This window comes from Enteractinococcus fodinae (genome assembly GCF_031458395.1).
Lineage (GTDB): Bacteria > Actinomycetota > Actinomycetes > Actinomycetales > Micrococcaceae > Yaniella > Yaniella fodinae.
Genome location: NZ_JAVDYJ010000001.1, coordinates 2037612 through 2062836, shown reverse-complemented (window position 1 = coordinate 2062836; position 25225 = coordinate 2037612). Strand labels below are relative to the sequence as shown.

23 protein-coding genes are annotated in these 25225 nt (G+C 57.7%); 13 read left to right on the top strand and 10 right to left on the bottom strand.

The window, feature by feature from the left end:
* The first annotated feature begins 59 nt into the window (after nt 1-59).
* The 4 genes from purH (at nt 60) to J2S62_RS09560 (ending at nt 6463) form a co-directional block, all read left to right on the top strand.
* On the top strand, nt 60-1724 hold the full coding sequence (purH, locus tag J2S62_RS09575) for a bifunctional phosphoribosylaminoimidazolecarboxamide formyltransferase/IMP cyclohydrolase (RefSeq protein WP_310174108.1): 1665 nt from the start codon (nt 60-62) through the stop codon (nt 1722-1724).
* 30 nt (nt 1725-1754) lie between these two features.
* Nucleotides 1755-3122: a magnesium transporter gene (gene mgtE, locus J2S62_RS09570; protein ID WP_310174106.1), complete on the top strand. Its 1368-nt coding sequence runs from the start codon at nt 1755-1757 to the stop codon at nt 3120-3122.
* Nucleotides 3123-3213: 91 nt separating this feature from the next.
* Nucleotides 3214-4056 (top strand): AraC family transcriptional regulator, encoded by an 843-nt coding sequence (locus tag J2S62_RS09565; RefSeq protein WP_310174104.1) that lies wholly within the window; start codon nt 3214-3216, stop codon nt 4054-4056.
* A 184-nt stretch (nt 4057-4240) separates the two neighbouring features.
* Nucleotides 4241-6463, top strand: coding sequence for an NADP-dependent isocitrate dehydrogenase (locus tag J2S62_RS09560; protein WP_310174101.1), 2223 nt, complete (start codon nt 4241-4243; stop codon nt 6461-6463).
* A gap of 96 nt (nt 6464-6559) precedes the next feature.
* Here J2S62_RS09560 and J2S62_RS09555 read toward each other — a convergent pair whose 3' ends face one another.
* The 10 genes from J2S62_RS09555 to J2S62_RS09510 form a co-directional block, all read right to left on the bottom strand.
* The gene (locus J2S62_RS09555; protein WP_310174099.1) at nt 6560-7405 is read right to left on the bottom strand and encodes a MetQ/NlpA family ABC transporter substrate-binding protein; all 846 of its coding nucleotides are present in this window, start codon (nt 7403-7405) and stop codon (nt 6560-6562) included.
* Nucleotides 7406-7433: 28 nt separating this feature from the next.
* A complete protein-coding gene (locus J2S62_RS09550; RefSeq protein WP_310174096.1) occupies nt 7434-8102 on the bottom strand; it encodes a methionine ABC transporter permease in 669 nt (222 codons plus the stop codon).
* A gap of 8 nt (nt 8103-8110) precedes the next feature.
* Entirely contained in the window at nt 8111-9133 is a 1023-nt protein-coding gene (locus tag J2S62_RS09545; protein ID WP_310174094.1) for a methionine ABC transporter ATP-binding protein, read from the bottom strand.
* A 162-nt stretch (nt 9134-9295) separates the two neighbouring features.
* Complete coding sequence (gene glsA / locus J2S62_RS09540; protein ID WP_310174091.1) at nt 9296-11254, bottom strand: glutaminase A; 1959 nt, start codon at nt 11252-11254, stop codon at nt 9296-9298.
* A gap of 36 nt (nt 11255-11290) precedes the next feature.
* Nucleotides 11291-12253, bottom strand: coding sequence for an NAD(P)-dependent oxidoreductase (locus J2S62_RS09535; protein ID WP_310174089.1), 963 nt, complete (start codon nt 12251-12253; stop codon nt 11291-11293).
* Nucleotides 12254-12328: 75 nt separating this feature from the next.
* Nucleotides 12329-12853, bottom strand: coding sequence for a gamma carbonic anhydrase family protein (locus J2S62_RS09530; RefSeq protein WP_310174086.1), 525 nt, complete (start codon nt 12851-12853; stop codon nt 12329-12331).
* Between the two features lie 54 nt (nt 12854-12907).
* A complete protein-coding gene (purU, locus tag J2S62_RS09525) occupies nt 12908-13777 on the bottom strand; it encodes a formyltetrahydrofolate deformylase (protein WP_310174084.1) in 870 nt (289 codons plus the stop codon).
* 203 nt (nt 13778-13980) lie between these two features.
* Nucleotides 13981-15441 carry a catalase gene (locus J2S62_RS09520; RefSeq protein ID WP_310174082.1) on the bottom strand — a complete coding sequence of 487 codons (1461 nt, stop codon included), beginning with the start codon at nt 15439-15441 and terminating at the stop codon, nt 13981-13983.
* 54 nt (nt 15442-15495) lie between these two features.
* Nucleotides 15496-15963, bottom strand: a complete 468-nt coding sequence (locus J2S62_RS09515) for a Fur family transcriptional regulator (protein WP_310174079.1) — start codon at nt 15961-15963, stop codon at nt 15496-15498.
* 100 nt (nt 15964-16063) lie between these two features.
* Nucleotides 16064-17290, bottom strand: coding sequence for a flavin-containing monooxygenase (locus tag J2S62_RS09510; RefSeq protein ID WP_310174076.1), 1227 nt, complete (start codon nt 17288-17290; stop codon nt 16064-16066).
* A gap of 494 nt (nt 17291-17784) precedes the next feature.
* Here J2S62_RS09510 and J2S62_RS09505 point away from each other — a divergent pair, with 494 nt between their 5' ends.
* The 9 genes from J2S62_RS09505 to J2S62_RS09465 all read left to right on the top strand — a co-directional run bounded on the left by J2S62_RS09505 (nt 17785) and on the right by J2S62_RS09465 (nt 25220).
* Nucleotides 17785-18279, top strand: a complete 495-nt coding sequence (locus J2S62_RS09505) for a hypothetical protein (protein WP_310174074.1) — start codon at nt 17785-17787, stop codon at nt 18277-18279.
* 228 nt (nt 18280-18507) lie between these two features.
* Nucleotides 18508-19788, top strand: a complete 1281-nt coding sequence (gene glyA, locus J2S62_RS09500; RefSeq protein ID WP_310174072.1) for a serine hydroxymethyltransferase — start codon at nt 18508-18510, stop codon at nt 19786-19788.
* A 117-nt stretch (nt 19789-19905) separates the two neighbouring features.
* Nucleotides 19906-20793 carry a bifunctional methylenetetrahydrofolate dehydrogenase/methenyltetrahydrofolate cyclohydrolase gene (locus J2S62_RS09495; protein WP_310174068.1) on the top strand — a complete coding sequence of 296 codons (888 nt, stop codon included), beginning with the start codon at nt 19906-19908 and terminating at the stop codon, nt 20791-20793.
* A 134-nt stretch (nt 20794-20927) separates the two neighbouring features.
* Nucleotides 20928-21458: a hypothetical protein gene (locus tag J2S62_RS09490; protein ID WP_310174066.1), complete on the top strand. Its 531-nt coding sequence runs from the start codon at nt 20928-20930 to the stop codon at nt 21456-21458.
* An 8-nt stretch (nt 21459-21466) separates the two neighbouring features.
* Nucleotides 21467-22321: an exodeoxyribonuclease III gene (locus tag J2S62_RS09485; RefSeq protein ID WP_310174064.1), complete on the top strand. Its 855-nt coding sequence runs from the start codon at nt 21467-21469 to the stop codon at nt 22319-22321.
* Between the two features lie 12 nt (nt 22322-22333).
* Nucleotides 22334-23416, top strand: a complete 1083-nt coding sequence (gene trpS / locus J2S62_RS09480; protein ID WP_407649949.1) for a tryptophan--tRNA ligase — start codon at nt 22334-22336, stop codon at nt 23414-23416.
* Between the two features lie 90 nt (nt 23417-23506).
* Nucleotides 23507-24040, top strand: coding sequence for a hypothetical protein (locus J2S62_RS09475; RefSeq protein WP_310174062.1), 534 nt, complete (start codon nt 23507-23509; stop codon nt 24038-24040).
* An 88-nt stretch (nt 24041-24128) separates the two neighbouring features.
* Nucleotides 24129-24596 (top strand): hypothetical protein, encoded by a 468-nt coding sequence (locus tag J2S62_RS09470; protein WP_310174059.1) that lies wholly within the window; start codon nt 24129-24131, stop codon nt 24594-24596.
* Between the two features lie 72 nt (nt 24597-24668).
* Entirely contained in the window at nt 24669-25220 is a 552-nt protein-coding gene (locus J2S62_RS09465) for a GNAT family N-acetyltransferase (protein WP_310174057.1), read from the top strand.
* Nucleotides 25221-25225: the final 5 nt, after the last annotated feature.

Genomic DNA, 25225 nt, shown 5'->3' with positions numbered 1-25225 from the left:
TGACGCGAGGAGATCACCTGGCAACGGTGAGGAACAACACTGCCTAAAGGAGCACCCCTGTGACCACGACATTGGATCAGATCCCGGTACAGCGCGCACTGGTATCCGTCTACGATAAAACCGGATTGGCCGAACTTGCCCAGGGTCTTGCCGCGGCGGGCGTAGAAATCGTCTCAACCGGTTCCACCGCTTCGATGATCCAAGCCGCAGGGGTCGATGTGACCGAGGTAGCCCAGGTCACCGGCTTCCCAGAAGTCCTGGGCGGTCGCGTCAAGACCTTGCACCCGTTTATCCACTCCGGGGTGCTGGCAGACAAAAACGTTGATAGCCACATGGACCAGCTGGCCGAACACGACATCGCACCGTTTGATCTGGTGGTCGTCAATCTCTATCCATTTGTGGAAACCGTCGCCTCGGGTGCCAGCCAACCCGAAGCCATTGAACAAATCGATATCGGTGGGCCCACCATGGTCCGTGCTGCAGCAAAGAACCACGGCTCGGTGGCCATTGTTACCAACCCCGAGGCCTACCACGACATCCTCACCGCGGTAGCAAACGGCGGATTCACCTTGGCCCAGCGCCAGCGTCTGGCGGTCGAAGCCTTCGCACACACCGCCTCCTATGACACCGCGGTCGCCACCTGGATGGCCGATAACTTCGACGATGCCGAGCACCCCGCCTACGCTGGGCACGCACTGGAACTCAAAGAGTCCCTGCGCTATGGCGAGAACCCGCACCAGCCGGCAGCGATTTACACCACCACGACCACTCCGGCCCCGGGTGTCGCCCAAGCAAGCCTGCTGCACGGCAAAGCCATGAGCTTCAACAACTACGTCGATGCCGATGCCGCCATCCGTGCCGCTTACACCTTCACCGAGCCGGCCGTTGCCGTGATCAAACACGCCAACCCCTGCGGTCTGGCGGTCGCCGCGGCCGATGCCGATGACGCGATTGCCGATGCCCACCGCAAAGCCCACGCCACCGACCCGGTCTCTGCTTTTGGTGGGGTCATTGCCGCCAACCGGCCCGTATCAGCCGCCATGGCCGCCCAAGTCAAAGATATTTTCACCGAAGTCGTGGTCGCGCCAAGCTTCACCCCAGAAGCCCTCGAGATTCTCACGACCAAGAAAAATATTCGCCTCTTACAGCTGCCAGACGGTTTTGCGCTAGACACCAAAGAGTTCAAACAGATCTCCGGTGGCATGCTGGTCCAAGACGCGGACATGTACCAAGCCCCTGGTGATAATCCCGCCAACTGGGAACTCGTGGCCGGAGAACCCGCCGACGAACAAACCATGGCCGATCTAGTTTTCGCCTGGGAAGCTGTACGAGCACCCAAATCCAACGCAATCCTCTTAGCCGCAGATCAAGCCGCCGTGGGCATCGGGATGGGTCAGGTCAACCGGTTGGATTCCTGCCGCTTGGCCATCGAGCGGGCTAACACGCTGGGAGCTGCCAGCACCGGGGCACAAGATGTGTCCACCCCGGGCGGAGCAGAGAATGTCACAGCAACCAATGCCCCGGCTCGAGCCACCGGTTCGGTTGCTGCATCCGATGCCTTCTTCCCCTTTGCTGACGGTCTACAAATTCTCATTGACGCCGGTGTGCGCGCCGTGGTCCAGCCCGGTGGTTCAATGCGCGATGATGAAGTGATCGAAGCGGCCAAAGCCGCTGGGATCACGATGTATCTGACCGGGGGAGCACGTCACTTTTACCACGGGTAACATTCAAGCCCACGCCACAAGGGGGTACGCATGACAGAGCCGCAGGAAGCCACCTTTGGCCAGCTCGAAGAAGAAATCTGGGATCTGTTGCGTGCTAAAGAGTATGCTGCCGCAGCAGAGCTGCTCCGTGACATGCGCATCTCCGCGGTCGAACGTCTGCTAGACCGGACCCCACCGGCGTTGATGCCGGTGGCTTTCCGGCTGTTAGATAAAGACGTCGCTGTTGAAGTCTTCGGCAATATGGAACCCTCGTTCCAGTCGGATCTGATCGACGGGCTCGCCGATGAACACGACCAAGATTTGTTCTCACAGCTGCAATCGGACACTCAAGCGCGCTTGCTTGACGAAGTTCCAGCCGAAGTTGCTCAGCGACTCTTAGCCAGTCTGGGCCCGGCCGAACGCGATGCAGCCGCTCAGATTCTTGGCTACCCAGAAGATTCCGTAGGACGCCGGATGACCGTGGTGCCCCAAGAGCTGGCACCAGACATGTCGGCGGCTACCGCACTGACCATCATTCGCGACCTGAACATCCCGGATGCCGAGATTGATAACCTCAGCGTGTTGCCCGTGGCATCCACGACCCATAAAGTCCTCGGGCTGATTCATTTGCCACATCTAGTCCGGGCCGAACCCGACGAATTGGTCGCGGACTTAATGGAACCCACCGAGACGGTTTCGGTACATGCTGATGCTGAATACGCAGCCCGTACGGTCGTGCACGACCGCGTCCAAGCGCTGCCGGTGGTCGATGACGCCGAGCGCCTTATCGGGATGCTGACTGTTGCCGATGCGCAATTGGTGTTGGAAGAAGAAGAATCCGAAGACACCTTCCGCTCCGGGGGTGCCGAGCCACTGGGTCAGCCCTACCTGTCGACTTCGATCATGCAACTGGTTAAATCACGCATCACCTGGCTCCTAGTGCTTGGGGTCGGAGCGATCTTGACCGTGCAAGTTTTGGGGTACTTCGAAGACACCTTGGCCGCGATGGTCGTGCTCACCCTATTTATTCCGTTGCTGACCGGCACCGGGGGAAATACCGGTAACCAGGCGGCCACCACGGTCACCCGTGCCATCGCGCTGTCCCAGGTCACCACCCGAGACTTATGGCGGGTGGTCGGACGTGAAGCACTCGTGGGCCTCACCGTCGGCGCGATGTTGGGCACGCTCGGTTTCCTCGGCGCGGCCCTGTTCTGGGAACTCAGTATCGGACTCGTCATCGGCGCAACGTTGGTGGTTATTTGTACCCTGGCGGCCTCCGTCGGTTCCGTCATGCCACTGGTTGCTTCAAAAATTGGCGTTGATCCCGCCGTGTTCTCCAACCCATTCATCTCCACTGTGGTCGACGCCCTGGGCCTGGTGGTCTACTTCCTGATCGCCAAAGCCATCCTCGGCATCTAATCTCTGACTTCCACCCCACCCGAACGGGCATGGAATATCGGGCGTAGTCCCGAATGAGTCAATAGGGTGGAAGTCAGATTGAGAGGATGCCATGCACGAATGGAATGCGGCGATAGCCCACATTGAGGACAACCTCACCGAAGAAATTACCGGCACAGCACTTGCCAGTATTGCTTTGACGTCGGAATATCATTTTCGACGCATGTTTGCCACGTTAGCGGGCATGCCACTTTCCGAATACATTCGCAATCGCCGTTTGACCGCAGCGACCGCGAAGATCGTGGCGGGCGAATCGGTCCTCGACACAGCAGTGACCTACGGGTATGGATCAGCCGATGCCTTCACTCGAGCATTCAAAACATTTCACGGCATGACACCGACCCAGGCACGTCAAACCGGTGCAACATTGAACTCTCAATCCCAATTGAAGTTTCATCTCAAGATTGAAGGGAGCACGAACGTGCCCTACCGCATCGTAGAAAAAGACGCTTTCCAGCTGGTTGGATATAGCACTCAAGTCCCAGTCGTACACCTGGGTGAAAACCACGCCATTGCACAGTTCGAACGCAGCCTGGATCGCGACCGGCTCACGGCGCTGAAAGAATTGTCGAATGTTGAACCCGTGGGCACGCTCAGCGCCACGGAGTATCTCGACGACGATACCCACGTTCTGTACTGGCATGCGGTCGCTACGACCGCGACCCCACCTGAAGACACCGAAGCACGGCATGTTCCGGCAGGTCAGTGGGTGGTTTTTTCGACCGAAGGGAAAGTTCCCGAGGCGTTTCAACAGCTCTGGGCTACAGCAGCCACAGAATGGTTCCCAGCTAACCCGTACGAATGGGCGCCAGGCCCACAGCTTTTAGCCGCCGAACTCAACGAGACGGGCGACCGGGGCTCTGCGGAGCTCTGGATTCCCATCACCCCAAAGTGATGTGGAACGCACCTGGCAGGGGTTAAGTCAAGGTTTTTGCACGAAACCCAAACGCAGGCGGCTTAACCCCAGCCCAAAAACCGCAAATCTGTCATGAGGCGCTTCCTGGTGCGTTAGATTGGATGAGGAATTGTGAGGTGCCCGGCACCACAGGGCGCTTAAAACACGAGGAGATAATTCATCTATGTCTAAGATCATTTACACCTATACCGATGAAGCGCCAATGCTGGCAACGGCATCTTTGTTGCCCATTGTTCGCGCTTTCGCCTCCAAGGCCGGTGTAGAACTGGAAACACGGGATATCTCCCTGGCCGGCCGCATCCTGGCCGCCTTCAATGACGTGTTACCAGAAGATCAGCAAGTCAACGACGCGCTGGCTGAACTCGGGGAACTGGTCAAAGAAGCCGATGCGAACATCATCAAACTGCCAAACATCTCGGCATCTGTTCCACAGCTGGTCGCCGCGGTAAAAGAACTGCAGGCCGCTGGTTTTGAACTGCCAGATTACCCCTATGAAGTGACCAACGAGGAAGAGCGCGATATCCAGGCACGCTACGCCACCGCCATGGGCTCTGCAGTCAACCCCGTGTTGCGTGAAGGCAACTCGGATCGCCGTGCGCCTCGTGCGGTCAAACAGTTCGCCAAAAACAACCCACACTCGATGGGTGAATGGTCCAAAGACTCCAAGACCAACGTCGCCACCATGGGCGATAACGACTTCTTCTCCAATGAGCAGTCCGTGACCATGGCCGATAACGACACGTTGACCATCCGACACACCGACGCTGATGGCAACGTCACCACCCTCAAAGACGACCTCAAGGTCCTCAAGGGCGAAATCGTCGATTCCACCTTCATGTCAGCCAAAGCACTGGATGCATTCCTTGCCGAACAGATTCAGCGTGCCAAAGAAGAAGGCGTCCTATTCTCCGCGCACCTGAAGGCCACCATGATGAAGGTCTCGGACCCGGTGATCTTTGGCCACGTCGTCAAGGCGTACTTCCCAGAAGTCTTCGAAAAATTCGGCAACCACTTGGAAGAAGCAGGCCTGTCGGCAAACAACGGCCTGGCCGGCATCGAATCCGGCCTCAGCGAGCTGGAAAACCACATCGCTGAAGGCATCCGCAACGAAATCGCCGACGCCTACGAAAACGGTCCAGATTTGGCCATGGTCAATTCGCACCGCGGCATCACCAACCTGCACGTCCCATCCGATGTGATCGTGGACGCTTCGATGCCAGCGATGATCCGTTCCGGCGGTAAAATGTGGAACAAGAATGACGCAACGCAGGACACCCTGGCCGTCATTCCAGACTCCTCCTACGCCGGTGTTTTCCAGAAGGTCATTGAAGACTGCCGCGCTAACGGCGCCTACGATCCAGCCACCATGGGTACCGTGCCAAACGTTGGGCTCATGGCCCAGAAAGCCGAAGAATACGGCTCCCACGACAAGACCTTCATCCTGGAAAACGACGGTACCGTCGAAGTGGTCGATTCCACCGGCAACGTGCTGATGAGCCACAAGGTCGAAGCCGGCGATATCTGGCGCGCCACCCAGACCAAGGACGTTCCGGTCCGTGACTGGGTCAAACTTGCAGTCACTCGTGCCCGCGCCACTCAGACCCCAGCCATCTTCTGGTTGGACGCCGAGCGCGCCCACGACGCTCAGATCATTGAGAAGGTCAAAACCTACCTGCCAGACCACGACACCGATGGTCTGGAAATCAAGATCATGGCCCCAGAACGTGCTACCCAGTACACGATCGAACGCATGCGCAAGGGCGAAGACACCATCTCGGTCACCGGAAACGTCCTGCGTGACTACCTGACCGACCTGTTCCCGATCCTTGAATTGGGCACTTCGGCCAAGATGCTCTCCATCGTCCCACTGCTCAACGGTGGTGGACTGTTCGAAACCGGTGCCGGAGGTTCGGCACCGAAACACGTTGAACAGCTTGTCGAAGAAAACCACCTGCGCTGGGACTCGCTGGGTGAGTTCCTAGCCCTGGCGGTCTCGTTTGAACACCTGGCTGCGGCAACCGACAACGCCCGCGCACAGGTGCTGGCCGATGCCCTGGATGCCGGAACCGGTCGCTACCTCGAAGAAGGCCGTTCCCCATCACGGAAGGTCGGTGAACTCGACAACCGCGGTTCACACTTCTACTTGGCACTGTACTGGGCTGAAGAACTGGCCGCACAGACCGACGACGCCGACCTGGCCGAAGCGATGAAACCAGTAGCTGAAGAGCTGCGGGCCAATGAGGAGACCATCGTCAATGAACTCAACGAAGTTCAAGGACAAAAGGTCGACATCGGTGGTTACTACTACCCGAATAATGAGCTGACCTCCGAGGTCATGCGTCCATCCGCTACGCTCAACAGCGTCCTGGACAAGATGGCTGGCTAGTCCTACCAGTACAGCAAGCTGTCGAATATACAGCAGGGCCCTACCAACCGGTAGGGCCCTGCTTTTTTCGTCTAATGGTTCGGCGAAGGAGGCTGCTTACTGCAGCTGTTCAGGGATCCACCAGAGACCGTCGTTGTTTTCTTCCATGTAGGTCTTAAACTCGTCGGAATGGTAGGCATTGACCACGGCTTCTGCCCAGTCAGCATCCTGGTTCTCCTCTTTGACAACCACCTGCAAGACGAGGTGATCAAGGATGTCTTCGGTTTCCAGGGCTGCTGATGGGTCAATCCCTGCGTTATACACGATGGAACCGGTCAGCACGTAGAAATCAAAGTCCGGTGCAGCGGATGGGATAGTCAGCGACTTCATCTCCGTGAACTCTAGATCATAGGGATTTTCCACGATGTCATCGGCGGTGATATTGCCCAGATCTGCATCATCATCAATTTCGATCCACCCGGCCTTTTCTAAAACCAAGTAGCAGCGGGCAGCATTGGCCGCGTCGTCAGGCAGGGCGACGGTAGCGCCTTGGGTCACATCGTCTAAACTATCGTGGTTCTCTGAGTAGAGTCCGGCAGGAACTGTCGGGATCGGGCTGATTGCGACCAGGTCACCGTCGTAGTTGGCGTTGAAGTCGTCCATGTACGCGGTGTGCTGTTCGACGTTGAGGTCGACGTCGCCGTCGTTGAGCGCGATATTGGCGTTGAGGAGTTCAGAGACTTCTTCGGCGCGGAAGGTCCATCCGTCCTCTTCAAGTATCGGCACAATCGCGTCTTCGAACAGTTCCGTGTACGGACCCTGGGATTTTGAGTATGCAATTTCCCCTTGGCTTTCGGTCTCTGCTTGGGCGCTGCCTTCGCCTTCCCCCGGTGGGGTACAAGACGACAGGAGTAAGGCGATGGGGACGGCCAGTAGCGTGCTGATTTTTGTACGGTTTTTCACAGATTTCCTCTCGGTGAAGTGATGAGTTCTATTTCGGTTCGCGGAGTCGTCGCGATAACGAGTTGCCAAAGGCCTGCATGATTTGCACAAAGACGACGAGAATCACGATGGTGAAAATCATCAGTGGCGTATTGAAACGTTGGTGCCCATAAGTCAAGGCGAGATCGCCGACGCCGCCGCCGCCCCCGTATCCGGCCATGGCGGTAGCACCAAGCAGCCCTACGATGCTAGTGGTCAGTGACAATACAATGGAGGGGTATGCTTCGGGCAGCAGAAAGTGGCGGATGATTTGCCAGTTGGTGGCGCCCATCGCTTGGGCCGCTTCGATGACACCGGGCTTGACTTCCAGCAAGCTAGATTCCACCATGCGTGCGATAAATGGCGTGATGTAAATGGTGAGTGGTACCAACGCGGCTTGACTGCCGATGCTGGTCCCGACCACGAATCGGGTGAAGGGTATGAGCGCGACCAGCAGAATAATGAACGGCACACTGCGGGTGACATTGATGATGAAATTCAACACCGAGTAGACAACCCGATTTTCTATAAGCCCGCCGCGACGGGTCATCACTAATAACAATGCGATGGCGATGCCCAGTATGGCGCCAAAAAGCATACTCCATCCGAGCATGTAAACGGTCTGGGCTCCGGCAAGCAAGAGTCTTTCAACACTGACGCCAAAGAGATCTTGTTCCATAAAGTCCATTACAATTGCACCGGCTCTTTCACGACTCCGGCCGCATCGATGAGCTGTTCACCATGGGTAATAGCGGCATCGCTTCCGACGAGTTGGAGGTGGAAAACGCCGACCACCGTGTTCTCGAGTTGTTCCACGGTGGCCGCTAGGATATTGACCTCAAGGCCGTCGGCTCTACTCAGCTGGGGTAAAAACGCATTTGTCCTGGTTGCTCCTACATAGCGCAATCGATATATGCGATAGTTCCGGTCATCTTCTCTGACGAGATCAGCGATGGCTTCCGGTATCTGATCGTTAATGACGGTCTGTACGAATTCTTGCGTCGTGGGGGATTGCGGATTCCCGAAAACCTCGGTGACGGTGCCTTGTTCGACCACACGCCCACCTTCCATCACGGCGACCTTGTTGCAGATTCGCTGGACGACATGCATTTGGTGGGTGATCAGCAATATCGTCACGCCCATGGTCTGGTTGATGCGTTTGAGCAACTGAAGGATGGATTCGGTGGTCTTTGGATCGAGCGCACTGGTCGCTTCGTCACATAATAAGATATCGGGCTCAGTCGCTAAGGCTCGGGCGATACCGACGCGTTGTTTTTGACCCCCGGACAATTGGCTGATCCGGGCTTCGCGTTTATCTGACAGTTCGACGATCTCTAAGACTTCATCCACACGGCGAGCGATTTCGGCACGAGATCTCCCGGCCAGAATCAGCGGCATCGCAACATTGCGGAAGACCGTCTTGGTTTCGAGCAGATTAAACTGCTGAAACACCATCCCAACATTCCGACGGCTTTCGAGTAACTCTTTCCGCCGCATGGAGGTGACATCTTGCCCATCGACCGTCACGGTCCCGCTGTCCGGGTTTTCGAGACGATTCACCATGCGGATGAGCGTTGATTTGCCAGCTCCGGAAAATCCGACAATGCCAAAGATATCTGCGTGTTCGACTTCTAACGAGACATCGATCAAGGCATCAATACTGCCAAATTTCCCGGAGTAGCGTTTCGACACCGAATCGAGCGTGATCAAAAGACTCCATGGTTAAGCGTGAGTGAGGCCTCTCACTCTAGCCAGGAATGTTTTCTAACGTGTTTTACGGGTCACAATCGGCAATAGTTCTGCGTCGAAGACCAGGTCAAAGCACGAGCCAGATGGAAGACGGTCCTGTCAGTTGACGAGCATGGCTCGGACTTAATCCTGTTCGGGGTCGTATTCTTCACGGGCGCCGGCTTCACGAGAGGACTGCTCCAACACCGTGTAGGCTTCGCGAGCAATGGCCGTCCATAACCGGATGGCCAGCTGTGGATCGGACTTTTCGATCTTTGCGATCTTTTGTGCAGATAACACCAGCACTTCGACATCGTCGATCGCGCGAATGGTCGTCAACTGGCGACCCGTGTAGCTCAGGGCAAACTCACCGAAGGTTGAACCGGGGGAGAGGTAGACGTGACGGTAGCGGGTGTCATCCTTGCCTTCGGCCGCCAGTTCCACACGGCCCGAGCGAATGAAATAGATCCCGCCGAAGGGCTGACCCACGCGACGGATGATAGTGCCCGCCGTGTAACTGCGCAGCTCCATGTAATCAGCTAAAACATTGACGTCACGGTCTTCGAGGAAATCGAACACCGGTGCGCTTTCGGGTTCACGCGGGGTATCATCGGTCTGCAAGATTTGCCGAGCATAACGATGCGCCAGCCGAAGTTCCGCCCATTCCAAGGCAGCCGAACGGTTGTCAAAGAGTCGGAATTCGCCGTTGATGTCTTGTTCGAGGTCTTCTGCCTCCCAGGGCAGATCGATGTGGCCGGCAGAGGCGGCTTTGGCTTTTTCGCGCGGGTCGGGAAGTTCCAGATCGTCCCGAACGGCGATGTAGTCCAGAATGTGTTCGACCAGTGTTTCGGTCCAGTCGATGAAGATGACGTCCTTGCCTTCGGCACGCCACAAGGCGGTCAATGAGGCCAACATCAGCACAGCGGCACGACCGAAATCATCCACGCCCTGGAAGTCGATGATCACCATGGTCACGTCATCGTCGAGTTCGACGATGGTGCGAGCCATGGTCTCGGTTTCGGCAAAGCCGAGATCGCCGGAGACCTCTAAGATCTGGCAGCGGTCCCCGAACTGTGACGTGATCCTGGAGAGTTCGGTGGAGCGCACCACACCTAAGGAGGCATCGGCCAGTGAATAGTGGGCGCGGAGGGTCGAGCCACCCAGCGGTGACGCATCAGCGTAGTGGAGGCCCAGATCGCGGGTGACGCGACGAATTGCGGCGGCCCCGCGCACCGAGTTGCCGTGACTGTCGAGGGGTGCTGAGTAGACGCCGATGCCCAGCTGGCCCGGGACGACGACCATGATGCCGCCATCGACACCGGATTTTGCCGGCAGGCCGATATCGATCATCCAGTTGCCGGCTGCGTCATACATGCCACAGGTCATCATCACCGCCAGCACCTGGCGGGTGGTTTCTTCCGAGAAAACTTCGCGTCCCGTGACCGGATTGACCCCCTTGTTGGCCAGGGTCGCAGCCATCATTGACAGGTTTTCAGTGGTGACGTCCGTGGAACACTCTAAGAAATAATCTTGGACGACCGGTTCGGGATCCGAATCAATAATCTCAAATGAGCGCAACAACCAGGCCAGCGCGCGGTTACGGTGCCCGTTGATGTTTTCGGCGTGATACACCGTTCGGTTAATTTCGAGCTCACCGGGGGATCCTTCAGCCGCGAGGTCCATGATGCGCGAGATCCGACTGAGCCGGTCGACGCCGCCGCGGCCTTTGATGAGTCCGACGGTTGCGATGGCCCCGGCATTAATCATCGGGTTGGCTGGCCGGCCCGACCCGGATTGCAGGGAGATCTCGTTGAAGGGGTCACCGGATGGTTCGACATCGATTTTCTTGCCCACTTCGGTTGGGCCCAAATCGTCGAGGGCCAGCCCGTAGGCAAAGACTTTGGCGATGGATTGAATCGCGAATCGATGGTCCGCATCGCCGGACGAATACTGGAAGCCATTGACTGTGGTCAGGGTGATGGCCAACTTGCTCAGGTCGGGTTTGGTCGCGGTTTCGGTCACCGGGTTCACCGTGCCTGCCGTCATGGGACGGATGTTTTCCAGCATCTCTGAAAGATAGCGATGCAGCGGTGAAATCATCATGGGCAATCCCTCATCAAGTCGCGTCCAAGAAGTGGTTTAGTAGCCGGCCTGTACATCGACCAGACCTTCCAATGTATCAGGTGATTTCCCGTCAGCCAGGCTCTTGAGGTTGCGTACAATGCGCTCGTCAAGCAGGGGAATGACCATCTCTGGGGTGTCTGCGGTGTGCGGGGTGATGATGCAGTTGGGTTCGGCCCATAATGGGTGACCATCGGGCAGCGGTTCCGGATCGGTGACGTCCAACCCGACGCCACGGAATTTATGATCTGCCAGTGCTGCGACGAGGTCATCGGTGTCCACGAGACTGCCCCGGGCAATGTTGACTAACACCGCTTGATCGTGCATGAGCTCGAATTGTTTAGCCGTGAACATCCGGTCCGTTTCGGGGGTGGCCGCCGCGGCGAGCACCACCACGTCAGCCTCGGGTAAGACGCTGTCGAGTTGCTCTGCGGTGACCGTCCGGTCCGCGCCGGGTACAGTCTTCGTGCTGCGCCGGACCACGGTGATCGTGGTGTTCCACGTGGAGAACAGTCGCACGAGCTCTTGGCCGATCCCACCGCCACCGACGATGACCACGTTGGCGCCATTAAGGGTTGTGCCATAGCTAGCACCCCAGGTGGTGGCACGGATGCGCTCTGGCAGGTGACGTAACAGGGCCAGGGTCAAAGCTAGCGCGTGCTCTGCGACCGGTGGGGCGTAGGAGCCTTTGGCCGAGGTAAAGGTCACGTTGGGGTATTTACGGGCCACCGGTAAGAAGGTTTCTACGCCTGCAAACGGTAACTGCACCCAGGTGACGTCCGGGTTGTTGGCCAGCGTCTGCTCGACCACCGCAGAGTCGAGCATTTGCACCACGACGATCGCGGTGGCATTCCCATCATCGGGATCCACGATCGAATACCCCAGCGACTCAGCGGTCGCCACCGTCTGTTCATGGGCGGTCTCGTAGGGAGTGCCATCCCGCTCGGACTGGACAGGCAAAATCACGATGCGTTGAGTCATAATCCTATGGTCACACGGAAAGTGGTCAAAGGATAGCAGTGCGTCGTGCCGAACGCGTCACACGCACCCACCAGGCTACTCGACGGTTTCGGCCTTAAGATGCTCGGCCGATAACCGCAAATAGCCCTCGGCGTTCTGTTTCAGCCCAGCAACCTGTTCCTCGGTGAGTTCGCGACGAACCTTGGCCGGCACACCAGCTACTAAAGAGTGCGGCGGAATCTCCATGCCTTCCGGCACCAAGGAATTCGCGGCCACCAGCGACCCGGCGCCGACCTTGGCTCCGTTGAGAACCGTGGCGTTCATGCCGATGAGCGCGCCATCACCGACGGTGGCCCCGTGTACGATCGCGGCGTGACCCACCGAAACGTCTTCACCGATGGTGCACGGGAAGCCAGAATCGGCGTGCAGCACGACGTTATCTTGCAGGTTGGAGCGGGCTCCGACACTGATGGGGGCGGAATCTCCGCGTGCCGAAACACCGTAGAACGCCGAGGACTGTTCTTTCATCGTGACATCGCCGGTAATCGCGGCGGTCTCGGCGAGGAAAACGGACTCGTGAATATCGGGCGTTTTGCCCAAGACTTTTTTGATAATGGCCATACGGTCACCCTAAAACCAGTCGTGGTGGCTGTCACTAGTTGCGCGCCCGCGCGCTTATTCGAAGATCACGGTCCGGTCGCCATCCAATAACACCCGGTGTTCGGTGTGCCATTGGACGGCTTGGGCCAGGGTGGCGCCTTCAACGGCCCGACCGCGTTGGACAAAGTCTTGGGCGGTCAGAGCGTGGTTGACGCGCTGGACCCGCTGTTCGATGATGGGTCCCTCATCGAGGTCTGCTGTGACGTAGTGAGCCGTGGCGCCAATCAGTTTCACACCGCGATCATGCGCCTGGTGGTAGGGGCGGGCACCTTTGAACGAGGGGAGGAAGGAGTGGTGAATATTGATGGCCTTCCCATCAAGTTTCTGGATGAGATCATCCGACAGAATCTGCATGTAACGGGCTAAGACGACCAGTTCGATATCGTATTGGTCAACCAGCTCCATCAGCCGAGCTTCTGCTTCGGCCTTATTGGAGGTGCCGTCTGGCTTCTTATTGATCGGGATGTGGACGAAGGGGACGTCATAGAAATAGGCCATCGGCTGTAGATCCAAGTGGTTGGACACGATGACGGGAACCTCGACCGGCAAGGTGCCGGCATGCTGCTGAAAGAGGAGCTCATTCATGGTGCGACCGTCTTTGGAGACCATAATCAGCGTGCGGGTTTTAGCATTAGCGTCGTAAACGCTCGCGTCCATGTCGAATTCTTCGACCACATCGGCGATGGCTGCTTCGGTGTCGGCAACGTTCGCGTCGGTGGTGAATTGCACGCGCATGAAAAAGGTGCCGGTGTTGGGGGAATCGAACTGTTGGGATTCGGAAATGTTGGCGTCGACCTTGAGTAACGCCCCGGTTATGGCGTGCACGATGCCGGGTTGATTCGGGCAGGACAGTTTGACGATAAGACTATTATTGCCGGTGGGCATGGGCGAAACATTCCTTACTCGACTGGTTGATCTCTGGCTATATTAGCGCTAAACCGATCTGGGCACACTATAGATGGGCGTCGAACCAATACCCGTTCCGAAACGGTTATTCGCGGTCTGCACTTCGGGTGGAAAACGCCGCAGGCCCCGAACCGTGTGGTTCAGGGCCTGCGAGTCAGTGTGAACTGAAGGGGTGCGAGCGGTTAGGCGCCGCGCACCCGGTCTTCAATACGCTGACCGATCGTCGCGTCAACATTCTTCCAGTAGGTGATCGCATTGGTCAGCACAGGTTCGACTACATCGCCGAGCGCACCCGAGACGGTGTCGACGAAGTCGTCGCGTTCTTGCTGGGTGAAGACTTCGTTGACCAAGATGTTGGCCTGACGGAAGTCATCATCATCTTTGCGCAATGTGTAGGCCTGACGAACCAGGTCGCCGTCGTTTTCCCACGAGGTGTCGATAGCGCCTACTTCATCCGACCAGGAATCACCGAACGAGTTGGGTGCATACACTGAGCGGTTGCCGGTGTGGTGGTACCACATCGCACCTTCGAAGTTGTAGGTGTGGACCTCAGTCTTTGGTGCGTTCACCGGCAGCTGCTGGAAGTTCGCGCCAATACGGTAACGCTGAGCATCCTGGTAAGCGAAGTTACGACCCAACAGCATCTTGTCTGGCGACATACCAATGCCCGGAACCATGTTGGCCGGCGAGAAAGCCGCCTGCTCAATCTGAGCAAAGTGGTTTTCTGGGTTGCGGTTCAGCTCCATGGTGCCGACCTTAATGCGCGGATAATCCTTCTTCGACCAGGTCTTGGTCAAATCGAATGGGTTATACCGGTAGGTCTTGGCCTCGTCATACGGCATGATCTGGACCCACAGATCCCATGACGGGTTGTCGCCGCGGGCAATTGCATCGAACAAGTCACGGCGGTGGAACTCAGCGTCTTCGCCGGCCAACGCATCAGCTTCAGCATTCGACAGGTGCTCCATGCCCTGGTTGGTCAGGAAGTGGAACTTGACCCAGAAACGCTCGCCTTCGGCATTGACCCACATGTAGGTGTGGGAACCGTAGCCGTTCATGTTGCGCCAGGTCTTTGGTAGACCGCGGGGACCCATCAGGTATGTGACCTGGTGGGCTGATTCTGGGTTCTGGCTCCAGAAGTCCCACTGCATGGTGGCGTCACGCAGACCGGAATCTGGCAGACGCTTCTGCGAGCGAATGAAGTGTGGGAATTTCATTGGGTCGCGCACAAAGAAGATCGGGGTGTTGTTGCCGACCAGGTCGAAGTTGCCTTCGGAAGTGTAGAACTTCAGTGCGAAACCGCGAACGTCGCGCCAGGTATCTGGAGAACCCAGCTCACCGGCAACGGTAGAGAACCGTGCCAGCATCTCGGTTTCAGCACCGGGCTGGAACATGGCAGCTTTGGTGTACTGTGACACATCTTCGGTCACAGTGAAGGTACCAAACGCGCCGGAGCCTTTCGCGTGCGGGCGGCGTTCTGGGATGTTCATGCGGTTGAAGTGCTGCAGCGTTTCGACCAGGTGATGGTCGTGCAACACAATTGGCCCGTCTGAACCAACGGACAGCGAGTTCCGGTCGCTGACTGCTGGGATGCCAGCCTGGGTAGTGGACCCGGTGGCGTGCGGGGTTTGCTTTTCGGCCATGTACTCAGTCTCCTTTAAAGACAGATGAGGTGAACTCGTAAATCGATCTCGCCGCTAGGCGGATACTGGATGCGTGCCAGGAGCCGTTGTGGCAGCAATGTCCTCCAGACATTGCGTGCAGGCTCCGTGGTAGACGACGTCTGCCGTATCAATGACCATGCCGTGCGTGGTTGCCGGTGTCATACACGGTGCACTGCCATGTTGGCAGGGGACATCTTCGATGCGTCCGCAATGTCGACAGTGCACGTGGTGGTGATTGTCGGCGTGCTGAATCTCGAACCGGGCGGCGGTTGGGCCGAACTCCAGTTTGCGAATCAAGCCGACATCTACCAACGACTGCACAACGGTGTAGATCGATTGGATCGTGATCTTTGGAAGGCTCAGGCGGACCTGCTGTAACAGTTCCTCAGCGGTAGCGTGTGGCATCTGTTCCAGAGATTCCAACGTCGCAACGCGCTGCCGGGTGGAACGTAAACCGGTTGCCCGGATACGCGTGGGCCACTCGTGCGGCTGTGCGGTCACCTGACCCTCCTCAAATTGATCAATGCCCCCATTATGACACTTTTGAATGATTCATAAAAATCGAGGGATGTGATCTTCGCTGCAGGGCCTCAGTCTTAGCTCAAGAACTGTAGCCGATCGCTGCAACGGCTGCTTTCCGGCCCGCTCGCGTGGCCCCGATCGTCGAGGCAGAAGCACCGTACCCCACTAAGAACAGACCTGGTTGAGCCGGGACGGTGACACCGTCGCGTTCGACTTTCACCCCGCCGTGGGCAGTGCGGATATCTAACGGGTCAAGATGCTCCAGGCTGTGTTGAAAACCGGTGCCCCACAGGATTGAGTCGATCGGGGTCACCCATTGGTGCTCAATGTCGGTCCCGTGCCCGGGCAAAACTTCGGCATTGTCGTGCAGATTCGCTACCGCAGGGTCACCTGCGCGCAGGAGGTCATCGACCGCTTGGCCCTGGGAGTTCACCGTGGCGCCATCGGGACCCGGGCCACTGATCGTGACCTCGTGTTCACCAAAGGAATCGATGAAACCGCGAAACACCAGCGTGCCGCGGTCAATATGGGCCAGCGTCTGACGATCCAGCGGCAGGCCGGTGTTGGAGACCACCGACCGTGGGGCGTACCCGGCGGTGACCTGGGTTGTGACACGTTGTTCCACGGCCCGGCCCCAACCTGGGTTAAACGGTGCGGCATTCCAGCGCGGTAGCGACCGTGAAACCCACACTGAGTGGTCGGTGACGTCTTCTAACATCATCAGAAATTGGGTCGCGGATGCGCCCCCGCCCACGACCAAGACCCGGTGATCCCGGAAATCTTCGACATCGCGAAAGGTTTTGGTGTGCCACTGTTCACCCTTAAAGTGCTCCAGTCCGGGATAATGCGGGATATTAGGGGTCTCCCAGGTGCCTGTGGCGTTAATAACCGCAGCTGCGGTGAAGTCGCCGGCCTCGGTAAAGATATGAAACAGGCCATCCTTGTATTGCGTCACGGCCCGCACCTTGGCCGGACGGATCACGTCCAGTCCCAGATGGTCTTCGTAGGCGCCGTAGTATTCTGCGACCACCTCGGAAGCCGGGCGCCAGGTATCGGGATGTTCCAGCGGGAAGCCCGGGAGGTCGTGCACGCCGTGGGCCCGTCCCAAAGTGAGCGCATCCCAACGGTGTCGCCACGCTCCGCCGGGGCCTGCATTCCCGTCGAGAACGACAAAGTCTTGTCCGGGGAGCAAGCCGCGCCGATGCAGGGTGCCGGCCGCAGATAATCCGGCTTGACCGGCACCGATGATTGCGATTTGGCAATGGGCTGGAGCACTAACAGTCGGGGAGGCGGTAGTGGAGCTCATAAAGGCAGGATAGTTGAATCGATGCCTTTACTATAAGACCCTGCTCTCCAAGTTGGACGGCTAGCGGTCTGATAAGAAGCGCAGCTTCCGCTAGGTCGTCTTTGACCTGCCCATTGTGCAGCGGCGTGCATTGCCTAGAGAGTTACTGCAGCGGGGGTTCGTGTTGGATTGGCCGTATTATCGTCTGCCCACCGGTGGGGCTTGGCACCTAAAAATGTTATTGAGTTTCGTGTCTATTGGACTTCAGGCGCTGGGAGCGTCACTGACGTCGTCGGGGTACTTGCTAGAACTCAGTCAGGGAACCTGTGCTTGATACTGACCGTGGTCTTGGTTCTCCGGATCTTCATCCGGGTTTGCAAGCGCGCTGGCAGGTAATCTCGTGTCGGCGAACCGACAGTCACCACATATAACGTTACGAACAACAACCTTACAGGGACTTGATACCCCGGTTGAGGGCCTCTACCCTGGAGCAAAGGTCTCGAGGGGGAATTTGTATGTCTTTGATATGGCGAAGCATTGTTGCACTCAGTCTTGTTCTATTGTTCGTATTTATTGTCGGATACCTTGAGTTTCGTGCCGCAATGTTGGCACTGGGGCTCAACCTGACTTGGGATTTGGAGCCGCTCAGTGTGACGACTCCAGAGACCGCCTATGGTGAGCTTCTCGCGTTGTTTATTGTGTTTGGTCTTGTGGCGTGGCTCTTCCTAGCACAACGTCGCAGCGTATCCGGCGCTTCGGGGATCCCGCCATTGGTGGGTGGAGTGGCTCTTCTTGCGGTCATAGGGTGGCAGATGGTTACGGTGACCCCCGAGGTCGTCATGCCCGTCGAGCTCAATGATCCGACTCAAGAGGGTGGCTGGTGGCAGGCGCTCGAAGCCGGGGCCCTGAGTTCTGCCACGATCGGAATGACCGCATTGCTGTTGGTCGTGGCTATCCTGCGCTTTATCCCGGCACGCAATACCCCGGCGGTGTCGGGAATCCACAACTGATATCCGCAACCGCGGTTGAAGTCTGTGGCCCAAGCCCCCAGCGTGATTGGCGGGCATCAAAGTCTTGCGCACGCAGGGTGACTTGGTCTTTCGCCACGCGTCTCTGTGAACGGGCCAGCAACCGTTCGTCGCATACTCGTTGCAGTGCTTTGCAACAACTGCACGTCGTCGGCGTAGTGACGCACTATGATGTATGAAGTCGTAGAGAATTTTTTCACCAGGAGTGCGATGTCTGAAATAGCAAACGTCAACAATGCCCCGTTGGCAGAAGTTGACCCGGAAATTGCCGAAGTGCTGGGGCTTGAACTAGGCCGCCAGCGCAACAGCTTGGAAATGATTGCCTCGGAGAACTTTGTTCCCCGGGCAATTCTTGAAACCCAAGGGTCGGTGTTGACTAATAAATACGCCGAAGGGTACCCGGGTCGTCGATACTACGGTGGATGCGAGCACGTTGATGTCGCCGAAAATCTGGCGATCGAACGTGCCAAAGCACTCTTTGGGGGCGAATACGCCAACGTGCAGCCACACGCCGGCGCCCAGGCCAACGTGGCGGTCATGGAAGCGCTCATGGAACCCGGTGACACCCTGATGGGACTGTCTTTGGATCACGGCGGGCACCTGACCCACGGGATGCCACTGAACTTCTCGGGTCGGCGCCACAACATTGTCGCCTATGAAGTCGACCGGGAAACCTTCCGGATCGATATGGACAAAGTCCGCGAACAAGCCCTGGCCGAACGCCCAGAGGTCATTGTGGCCGGCTGGTCCGCATACCCGCGGCAACTGGACTTCGAAGCCTTTGCTTCCATCGCCGAAGAAGCCGGTGCCAAACTCTGGGTTGATATGGCACACTTCGCCGGGCTGGTTGCCGCAGGCCTGCACCCGAACCCGGTCCCACACGCCGATGTCGTCTCCTCCACGGTGCACAAAACTCTGGCCGGTCCACGCTCCGGCTTCATCCTGGCCAAGGAACAATACGGCAAGAAAATTAACTCGCGCGTTTTCCCAGGCCAACAGGGTGGACCGCTGATGCACGCGATCGCAGGAAAAGCCGTCGCATTCAAACTTGCTGCTTCGGAAGAGTTCAAACAGCGCCAACAGCGCACGCTGGAAGGCGCCAAGATTCTGGCCGAACGACTGACCGCAAAAGACGTTGCCGACCACGGCGTTTCGGTGCTCACCGGTGGCACCGACGTGCACCTGGTGCTAGTTGATCTGCGCAACTCGGAACTCGACGGCAAACAGGGCGAAAACATCCTGGACGAAGTCGGCATTACGGTCAACCGCAACTCGGTCCCGTGGGATCCGCGCCCACCGATGACGACCTCCGGTTTGCGGATCGGTACTCCAGCGCTGGCCACCCGTGGCTTCGGTGCCGAAGAGTTCACCGAAGTCGCCGACGTGATCGCCCAAGCCTTGAAACCAAACCCAAACGTTGAGGCGCTGCGAGCTCGCACCGAAAAACTTGCTGACGACTTCCCGCTTTACGAGGGATACGAAAACTGGTAAACAACCGGTTGCCGACTGACTAATGACACCGTCCGGGCCCACTACTACACTAAGTTGGTGGGCCCGGACGTGGGTTAATGAGCAATTGAAGTTATCAGACAAGGACGTCGCCACCACATGACTGCACTGAAATTAGATGGCCGTGCTACCGCGGCCCAGATGAAAGAAGACCTCGCCGAACGAGTGGCCAAACTCAAAGAGCAGGGCATTACACCGGGTCTGGGTACCGTGCTGGTCGGAACTGATGCAGGATCCCAGTCCTATGTCGGCGCCAAGATCCGCGATATGGAAGAGGTTGGCATTACCTCGCTGCATCGCGAACTGCCCGAAACCGCGAGCCAAGATGAAGTCTTAGAAGTCATCGAAGAACTCAATAACAACCCAGAATGCACCGGGTACATCGTCCAGTTGCCGCTGCCCAAACACATCGACACCGACACGGTGCTAGAAGCAATTGATCCGGCCAAAGACGCCGACGGTCTGCATCCACTGAACCTCGGTCGCCTCGTGGCCTCCGCCGGCGGGGAAGTCACCTGGCCGCTGCCGTGCACACCAAAGGGCTGCCTGACCCTGCTGCGGACCTACGATATCGACACCAAAGGCAAGACCGTGCTGGTCATCGGCCGCGGGATCACCATCGGGCGACCAGCGACGCTGCTGTTCACCCGGCGTGACGTCAACGCCACCGTCATTGCAGCCCACACGGGTACCACCAACATGGAAGAACTCATCGGTCAGGCAGATATCATCATCGCTGCCGCAGGCAACCCCGGCATGGTCACCAAAGACATGGTCAAAGACGGCGTGGTCATCCTCGATGTGGGCGTCAGCCGTGAAACCAAAGAAGACGGCAAGACCCGTATTGTGGGAGATGTCGCCCCGGATGTTGCCGATGTGGCCTCGGCGATGTCACCGAACCCCGGTGGTGTTGGTCCGATGACTCGAGTAGAACTCGTGGCCAATGTGGTAGAAATCGCAGAGCAACAGGCCGCCAAGGCCTCCTAACGGCCAAAACCTACGCGATGCCGCCCATCCCCTGATCGGTACACCCACTGGTCAGGGGATGGGCGTGTTAGCGCACGGGATAATGTCGGTGACCAATTGGGAACCACCTCCAGAAATACGAGATACTAGAAGCTATGCAGTCCATCGAATCCTCATCACACCGCCGCGGCCTACGACTGACCAATGTCGTGCTGCTGGTTGTCATCATCGCCTTTATCGTGGCAGTCATCTTTGCGGCCAACCAGAATGACATCATCGGCTGGATGGTCGTCGTCATCGCCGGTGGTTGGCTCATCTTATCGACCATCTCTCTCATCATGGTCAGCCGCGGTGCCCGCGCCGTGCACAAAACCGCACAAGACTTTCGATCAAATCTCGCTGCATCCTCTGCCAGCGGTACCGTGGTTGATGCCACCGATCCAATGCGTGACACCAAAGTCGATCACTCGTTGAAAATCGTCGAAGTTCAAAAACGCGTCATTACCGAGGAACTGGCTAAAGGTGTGGACCAGGCCGACTTTGAAATGATCGACCGGGCCTTGGATACGATCGAGATGACCGCACATAACGCCCGTGACATGATCAACCCGGACCGGCATAAGAAAAAAGCCAAACCGGATACTGACAACGGGAATAACACCATCACTGGCGACATCATTAACTAGAAAGAACTATGCACTCTAACGCTGCTGATCCAAAGGCTGACAATACTCTTCGTGTAGCAACAGTGAACGTCAACGGCATCCGCGCCGCCCATAAGCGCGACATGGCATCATGGTTTGCCGGTCGGAATATTGACATCATCACGCTGCAAGAAGTTCGCGCACCAGAAGATATTCTGACCAAGCTACTGACCGAGATCGTTGGGGATGAATGGGAATCGGTCTACATTCACGCTGACGAAGCAGAAGCCAAGGGCCGTGCCGGGGTGGCAATTGCCTCTCGGTTGAAACCCCTGGAGACTCGCACTGGGTTAGCTGACGGTATTAACGACTCGGGCCGGTGGGTCGAAGCTGATTTCAACACCCCGGATGGCTCGCAGCTCTCCGTGGCCAGCGTGTACGTGCACTCCGGGGAGGTCGATACACCTCGCCAAGATGACAAATATGAGTTCCTTGATGCCATGGTGGACTATCTTCCCGCCATGAAAGCCCGCAATAACCAGTCGGTCATCACCGGTGACCTCAACGTCGGGCACACCGAGTTAGATATCAAAAACTGGAAAGGCAACGTCAAAAATGCGGGTTTCCTGCCCGAAGAACGTGCCTATTTCGATAAATTCTTTTCACCAGATGAGCTCAACTGGGTCGATGTTGGCCGTTGCGTAGCAGGTAACGTTCCAGGCCCCTACACCTGGTGGTCATACCGCGGCAAAGCATTTGATAACGATGCCGGTTGGCGCATCGACTATCAAGCCGCGACCCCACCACTGGCACATAAAGTCACCAAAGCCGTGGTGGACCGCGCACCGTCGTATGACAAACGTTTCTCAGACCACTCACCGCTTGTGGTCGACTACCAGTTCTAGAAAGGCTCGTTCGTGTCTACCAGCCAACCAACACCGGCCGATATCCTCGCCACGGATCTGACCAAAACCGCACACCTGACCTCAGCTGCGGCACATCCGCGCGTGCTGTCCGGTATGCAACCATCCGCGGACTCTCTGCACTTAGGTAACTACCTGGGTGCGTTGGTGAACTGGGTGAAGGTACAAGAAGACTTCGAAGCGTTCTACTTCATCCCGGATTTGCATGCGATTACCGTGCCACAGGATCCCGAGGATCTGACCAAACGGACCCGGGTGGCTGCCGCCCAGTACATCGCCGCTGGTATCGATCCGGAACGCTCCACGCTCTTTGTGCAGTCACACATTCCGGAACACACCCAGCTGACCTGGATTCTGACGTGTTTGACCGGGATGGGCGAAGCGTCCCGAATGACGCAGTTCAAAGACAAATCAGCGCGAGAAGGCGTTGACGCAGCAGGGGTTGGCCTGTTTACCTACCCGATGCTCATGGCCGCCGATATTCTGCTCTACCAGCCCCACGGCGTCCCGGTGGGCGACGACCAGCGCCAGCACATCGAACTGACCCGCACGTTGGCCCAGCGGTTCAACCACCGCTTCGGGGAAACCTTCGTCGTACCCGTCGGGTTCTACCCGGAAACCGGTGCTCGAATCTACGATCTGCAAGACCCCACGGCCAAAATGTCGAAATCGGCGAGTTCACCCAACGGGCTGATCAATATCTTGGATGAACCCAAGGTCACCGCAAAACGCATTAAATCAGCAGTCACTGATACTGGCACCGAGATCGCGTATGACCGCCAGAACAAACCCGGTGTATCGAATCTGCTGGACATCTACGCCTCGGTCACCGACCAGACGGTGGATGATCTCGTGGCAGCCTATGAAGGTAAAATGTACGGGCACCTGAAAGTCGATCTGGCCGAGGCCGTAACCGAACGCCTGGCGCCGATCCGTACTCGGGCACTGGAACTCCTCGATGATCCAGCGGAGCTCGACAGGATTCTCGCGGTGGGTGCAGCCAAAGCTCGAAGTGTCGCAGCCCCCGTGTTGGAAGAGGTCTACCGAAAGTCCGGTTTCCTCCCGTTGGCCCACTGACACCTTCTCTTCGCCGCCTGGCTGCCCCACAGCCAGGCGGCTGTCTTTAACCCCGAGCGCAACGGCAAAGATCGCGCAGATGAGGAAGCCATGACGCAAGCCACCCCACCGAACGATCCATCGTCGTTGGACGTCGCGCCCCGCTCGGTGCAACTGACGAAGTCACTGGTCTGGCCGCTACTAGGCCTACACGCCCTGTCAGCGGTGATCAGCATCATAGCCATGCGCTCCCAGGGGGCTACTGAGTACTTTCGGAACTACCTCCCACCGGGCGAATTCGAAGCGCTGACCCCAGACATGTTGGGCACGATGTTCACTGCGGCAACCGTATCGTTCATCATATTCGCCGCCATCAACGCGGCCTTGTTCTTGGTGGTCGGCCTGGGCCTGCGAGCGAACCGCAGCTGGGCCCGGTTCTTGGGCCTCGTGCTGGCAGTGCTCTTTCTGATCTCGGCGGCGTACACGCTGCTATTTGCCACTTCCTATGGCGAGTTGTCCGGCCTGGTCTTTGTCGAGACGATCATCAGCTGGGTGATCGTGTTGATTACCGTGTGGTGGGTCGTCCAGGCTCTTGATAAAGATACCGCGCGTTGGTTCGCCATGCATCGCGAGCTCCAAGGCTAAGCACGAGATACCGGCCGGCGGAGTCTTCGTTAGGCTGGAAGAACGTCTCATACGCCGTCCCCTGCACCAAGAGAAAGCCAGAGCCTGCATGTCGACACCCCGCACGCCGGAAGCAAAGCCGCCGAACGTCAAGAACTTCACGACTGCTTTTCTCATCCTGGCATTGCTGATGGTTGCCGCCCAGGCGATCAATTTTATTGTCACGCTCTTGCCTGCCGCTCAAGATGCAATTATCGATCTGGGTGATGGTACGACCACCACGGTGGCAGCATTGCAGAACACTTATCTGACCCTGCTGATCATTGTGCTCCTGGTCTACGGCGCCACGTGGTTCTGGGTCCGCAGATCCAAAAACTGGGCGCGCTGGGTTGCCATAGTGCTGGCCGTGCTCGCCGCACTCGGCGCTGTGCAAGGGCTCATCGGGGTGTTTGCCACCGGAGCCACCGATACCGTCGGGTTAGCCCTGAGTCTCGCACAAGTCATTGCCGCCGGATGGGTGTTAGCTCTTGCCTTCCGGCAGGACCTACACGCTTGGTTTACCGGCCGAGGGGTGTAACCACCCGCATCTTAAACTTGCGCTATTGCTGATTTTCCACGCGTACGGCAACGCAGCTTAGAATAGGCATTTATGAGCCTCTCAATCCGTGTAGCCAAAGCCACCGATAGCCATGAACTCGTGCCCTTAGCGGCACGCACGTTCCCGCTGGCCTGCCCACCAGAAATGGACCAGGCAGCCATTCAGCAATTCATCCGAGACGAGCTCAATGACGAAGTTTTTCGTCGGTGGATCGCCGACGAGGACACCTACGTGCTCGTTGCTACCGACGGGGCCATGCTGGTGGGCTACAGCGTGTGTATCCACGGGGAAATTCCCACCAACGCGCAGCTGCACCAGGATTTGCCGCCAGCTACTTCCGTGATGCTGTCGAAGTTCTACGTGGACCCCGACTTTCATGGTGCCGGAGTGTCGCAGAAACTCATGTCGCACCTGCTGGAGCACTACATCACCACCGAGCACGAGTGGCTCTGGCTGGGCACCAACCAAGCAAATCAGCGTGCGATCAGCTTCTACGAGCGCCTCGGCTTCCAACAGATCGGTACCCGGGAGTTCAATGTCGGCGGGACTAACGCCAAAGATGTGGTCCTGGCCCGCCGACTGCCCTCCCTCGACGACCGCTAAGTCGA

Excerpts from the sequence above, each read along its gene's own strand:
- J2S62_RS09505 (WP_310174074.1), top strand. The coding sequence starts at position 17,785 with ATGTCTTTGATATGGCGAAGCATTGTTGCACTCAGTCTTGTTCTATTG.
- J2S62_RS09485 (WP_310174064.1), top strand. The coding sequence starts at position 21,467 with ATGCACTCTAACGCTGCTGATCCAAAGGCTGACAATACTCTTCGTGTA.
- J2S62_RS09565 (WP_310174104.1), top strand. The coding sequence starts at position 3,214 with ATGCACGAATGGAATGCGGCGATAGCCCACATTGAGGACAACCTCACC.
- mgtE (WP_310174106.1), top strand. The coding sequence starts at position 1,755 with ATGACAGAGCCGCAGGAAGCCACCTTTGGCCAGCTCGAAGAAGAAATC.
- glyA (WP_310174072.1), top strand. The coding sequence starts at position 18,508 with ATGTCTGAAATAGCAAACGTCAACAATGCCCCGTTGGCAGAAGTTGAC.
- J2S62_RS09475 (WP_310174062.1), top strand. The coding sequence starts at position 23,507 with ATGACGCAAGCCACCCCACCGAACGATCCATCGTCGTTGGACGTCGCG.
- J2S62_RS09465 (WP_310174057.1), top strand. The coding sequence starts at position 24,669 with ATGAGCCTCTCAATCCGTGTAGCCAAAGCCACCGATAGCCATGAACTC.
- J2S62_RS09520 (WP_310174082.1), bottom strand. The coding sequence starts at position 15,441 with ATGGCCGAAAAGCAAACCCCGCACGCCACCGGGTCCACTACCCAGGCT.
- J2S62_RS09490 (WP_310174066.1), top strand. The coding sequence starts at position 20,928 with ATGCAGTCCATCGAATCCTCATCACACCGCCGCGGCCTACGACTGACC.
- J2S62_RS09470 (WP_310174059.1), top strand. The coding sequence starts at position 24,129 with ATGTCGACACCCCGCACGCCGGAAGCAAAGCCGCCGAACGTCAAGAAC.
- J2S62_RS09495 (WP_310174068.1), top strand. The coding sequence starts at position 19,906 with ATGACTGCACTGAAATTAGATGGCCGTGCTACCGCGGCCCAGATGAAA.
- J2S62_RS09535 (WP_310174089.1), bottom strand. The coding sequence starts at position 12,253 with ATGACTCAACGCATCGTGATTTTGCCTGTCCAGTCCGAGCGGGATGGC.
- J2S62_RS09550 (WP_310174096.1), bottom strand. The coding sequence starts at position 8,102 with ATGGAACAAGATCTCTTTGGCGTCAGTGTTGAAAGACTCTTGCTTGCC.
- J2S62_RS09510 (WP_310174076.1), bottom strand. The coding sequence starts at position 17,290 with ATGAGCTCCACTACCGCCTCCCCGACTGTTAGTGCTCCAGCCCATTGC.
- J2S62_RS09560 (WP_310174101.1), top strand. The coding sequence starts at position 4,241 with ATGTCTAAGATCATTTACACCTATACCGATGAAGCGCCAATGCTGGCA.
- J2S62_RS09530 (WP_310174086.1), bottom strand. The coding sequence starts at position 12,853 with ATGGCCATTATCAAAAAAGTCTTGGGCAAAACGCCCGATATTCACGAG.
- glsA (WP_310174091.1), bottom strand. The coding sequence starts at position 11,254 with ATGATGATTTCACCGCTGCATCGCTATCTTTCAGAGATGCTGGAAAAC.
- purU (WP_310174084.1), bottom strand. The coding sequence starts at position 13,777 with ATGCCCACCGGCAATAATAGTCTTATCGTCAAACTGTCCTGCCCGAAT.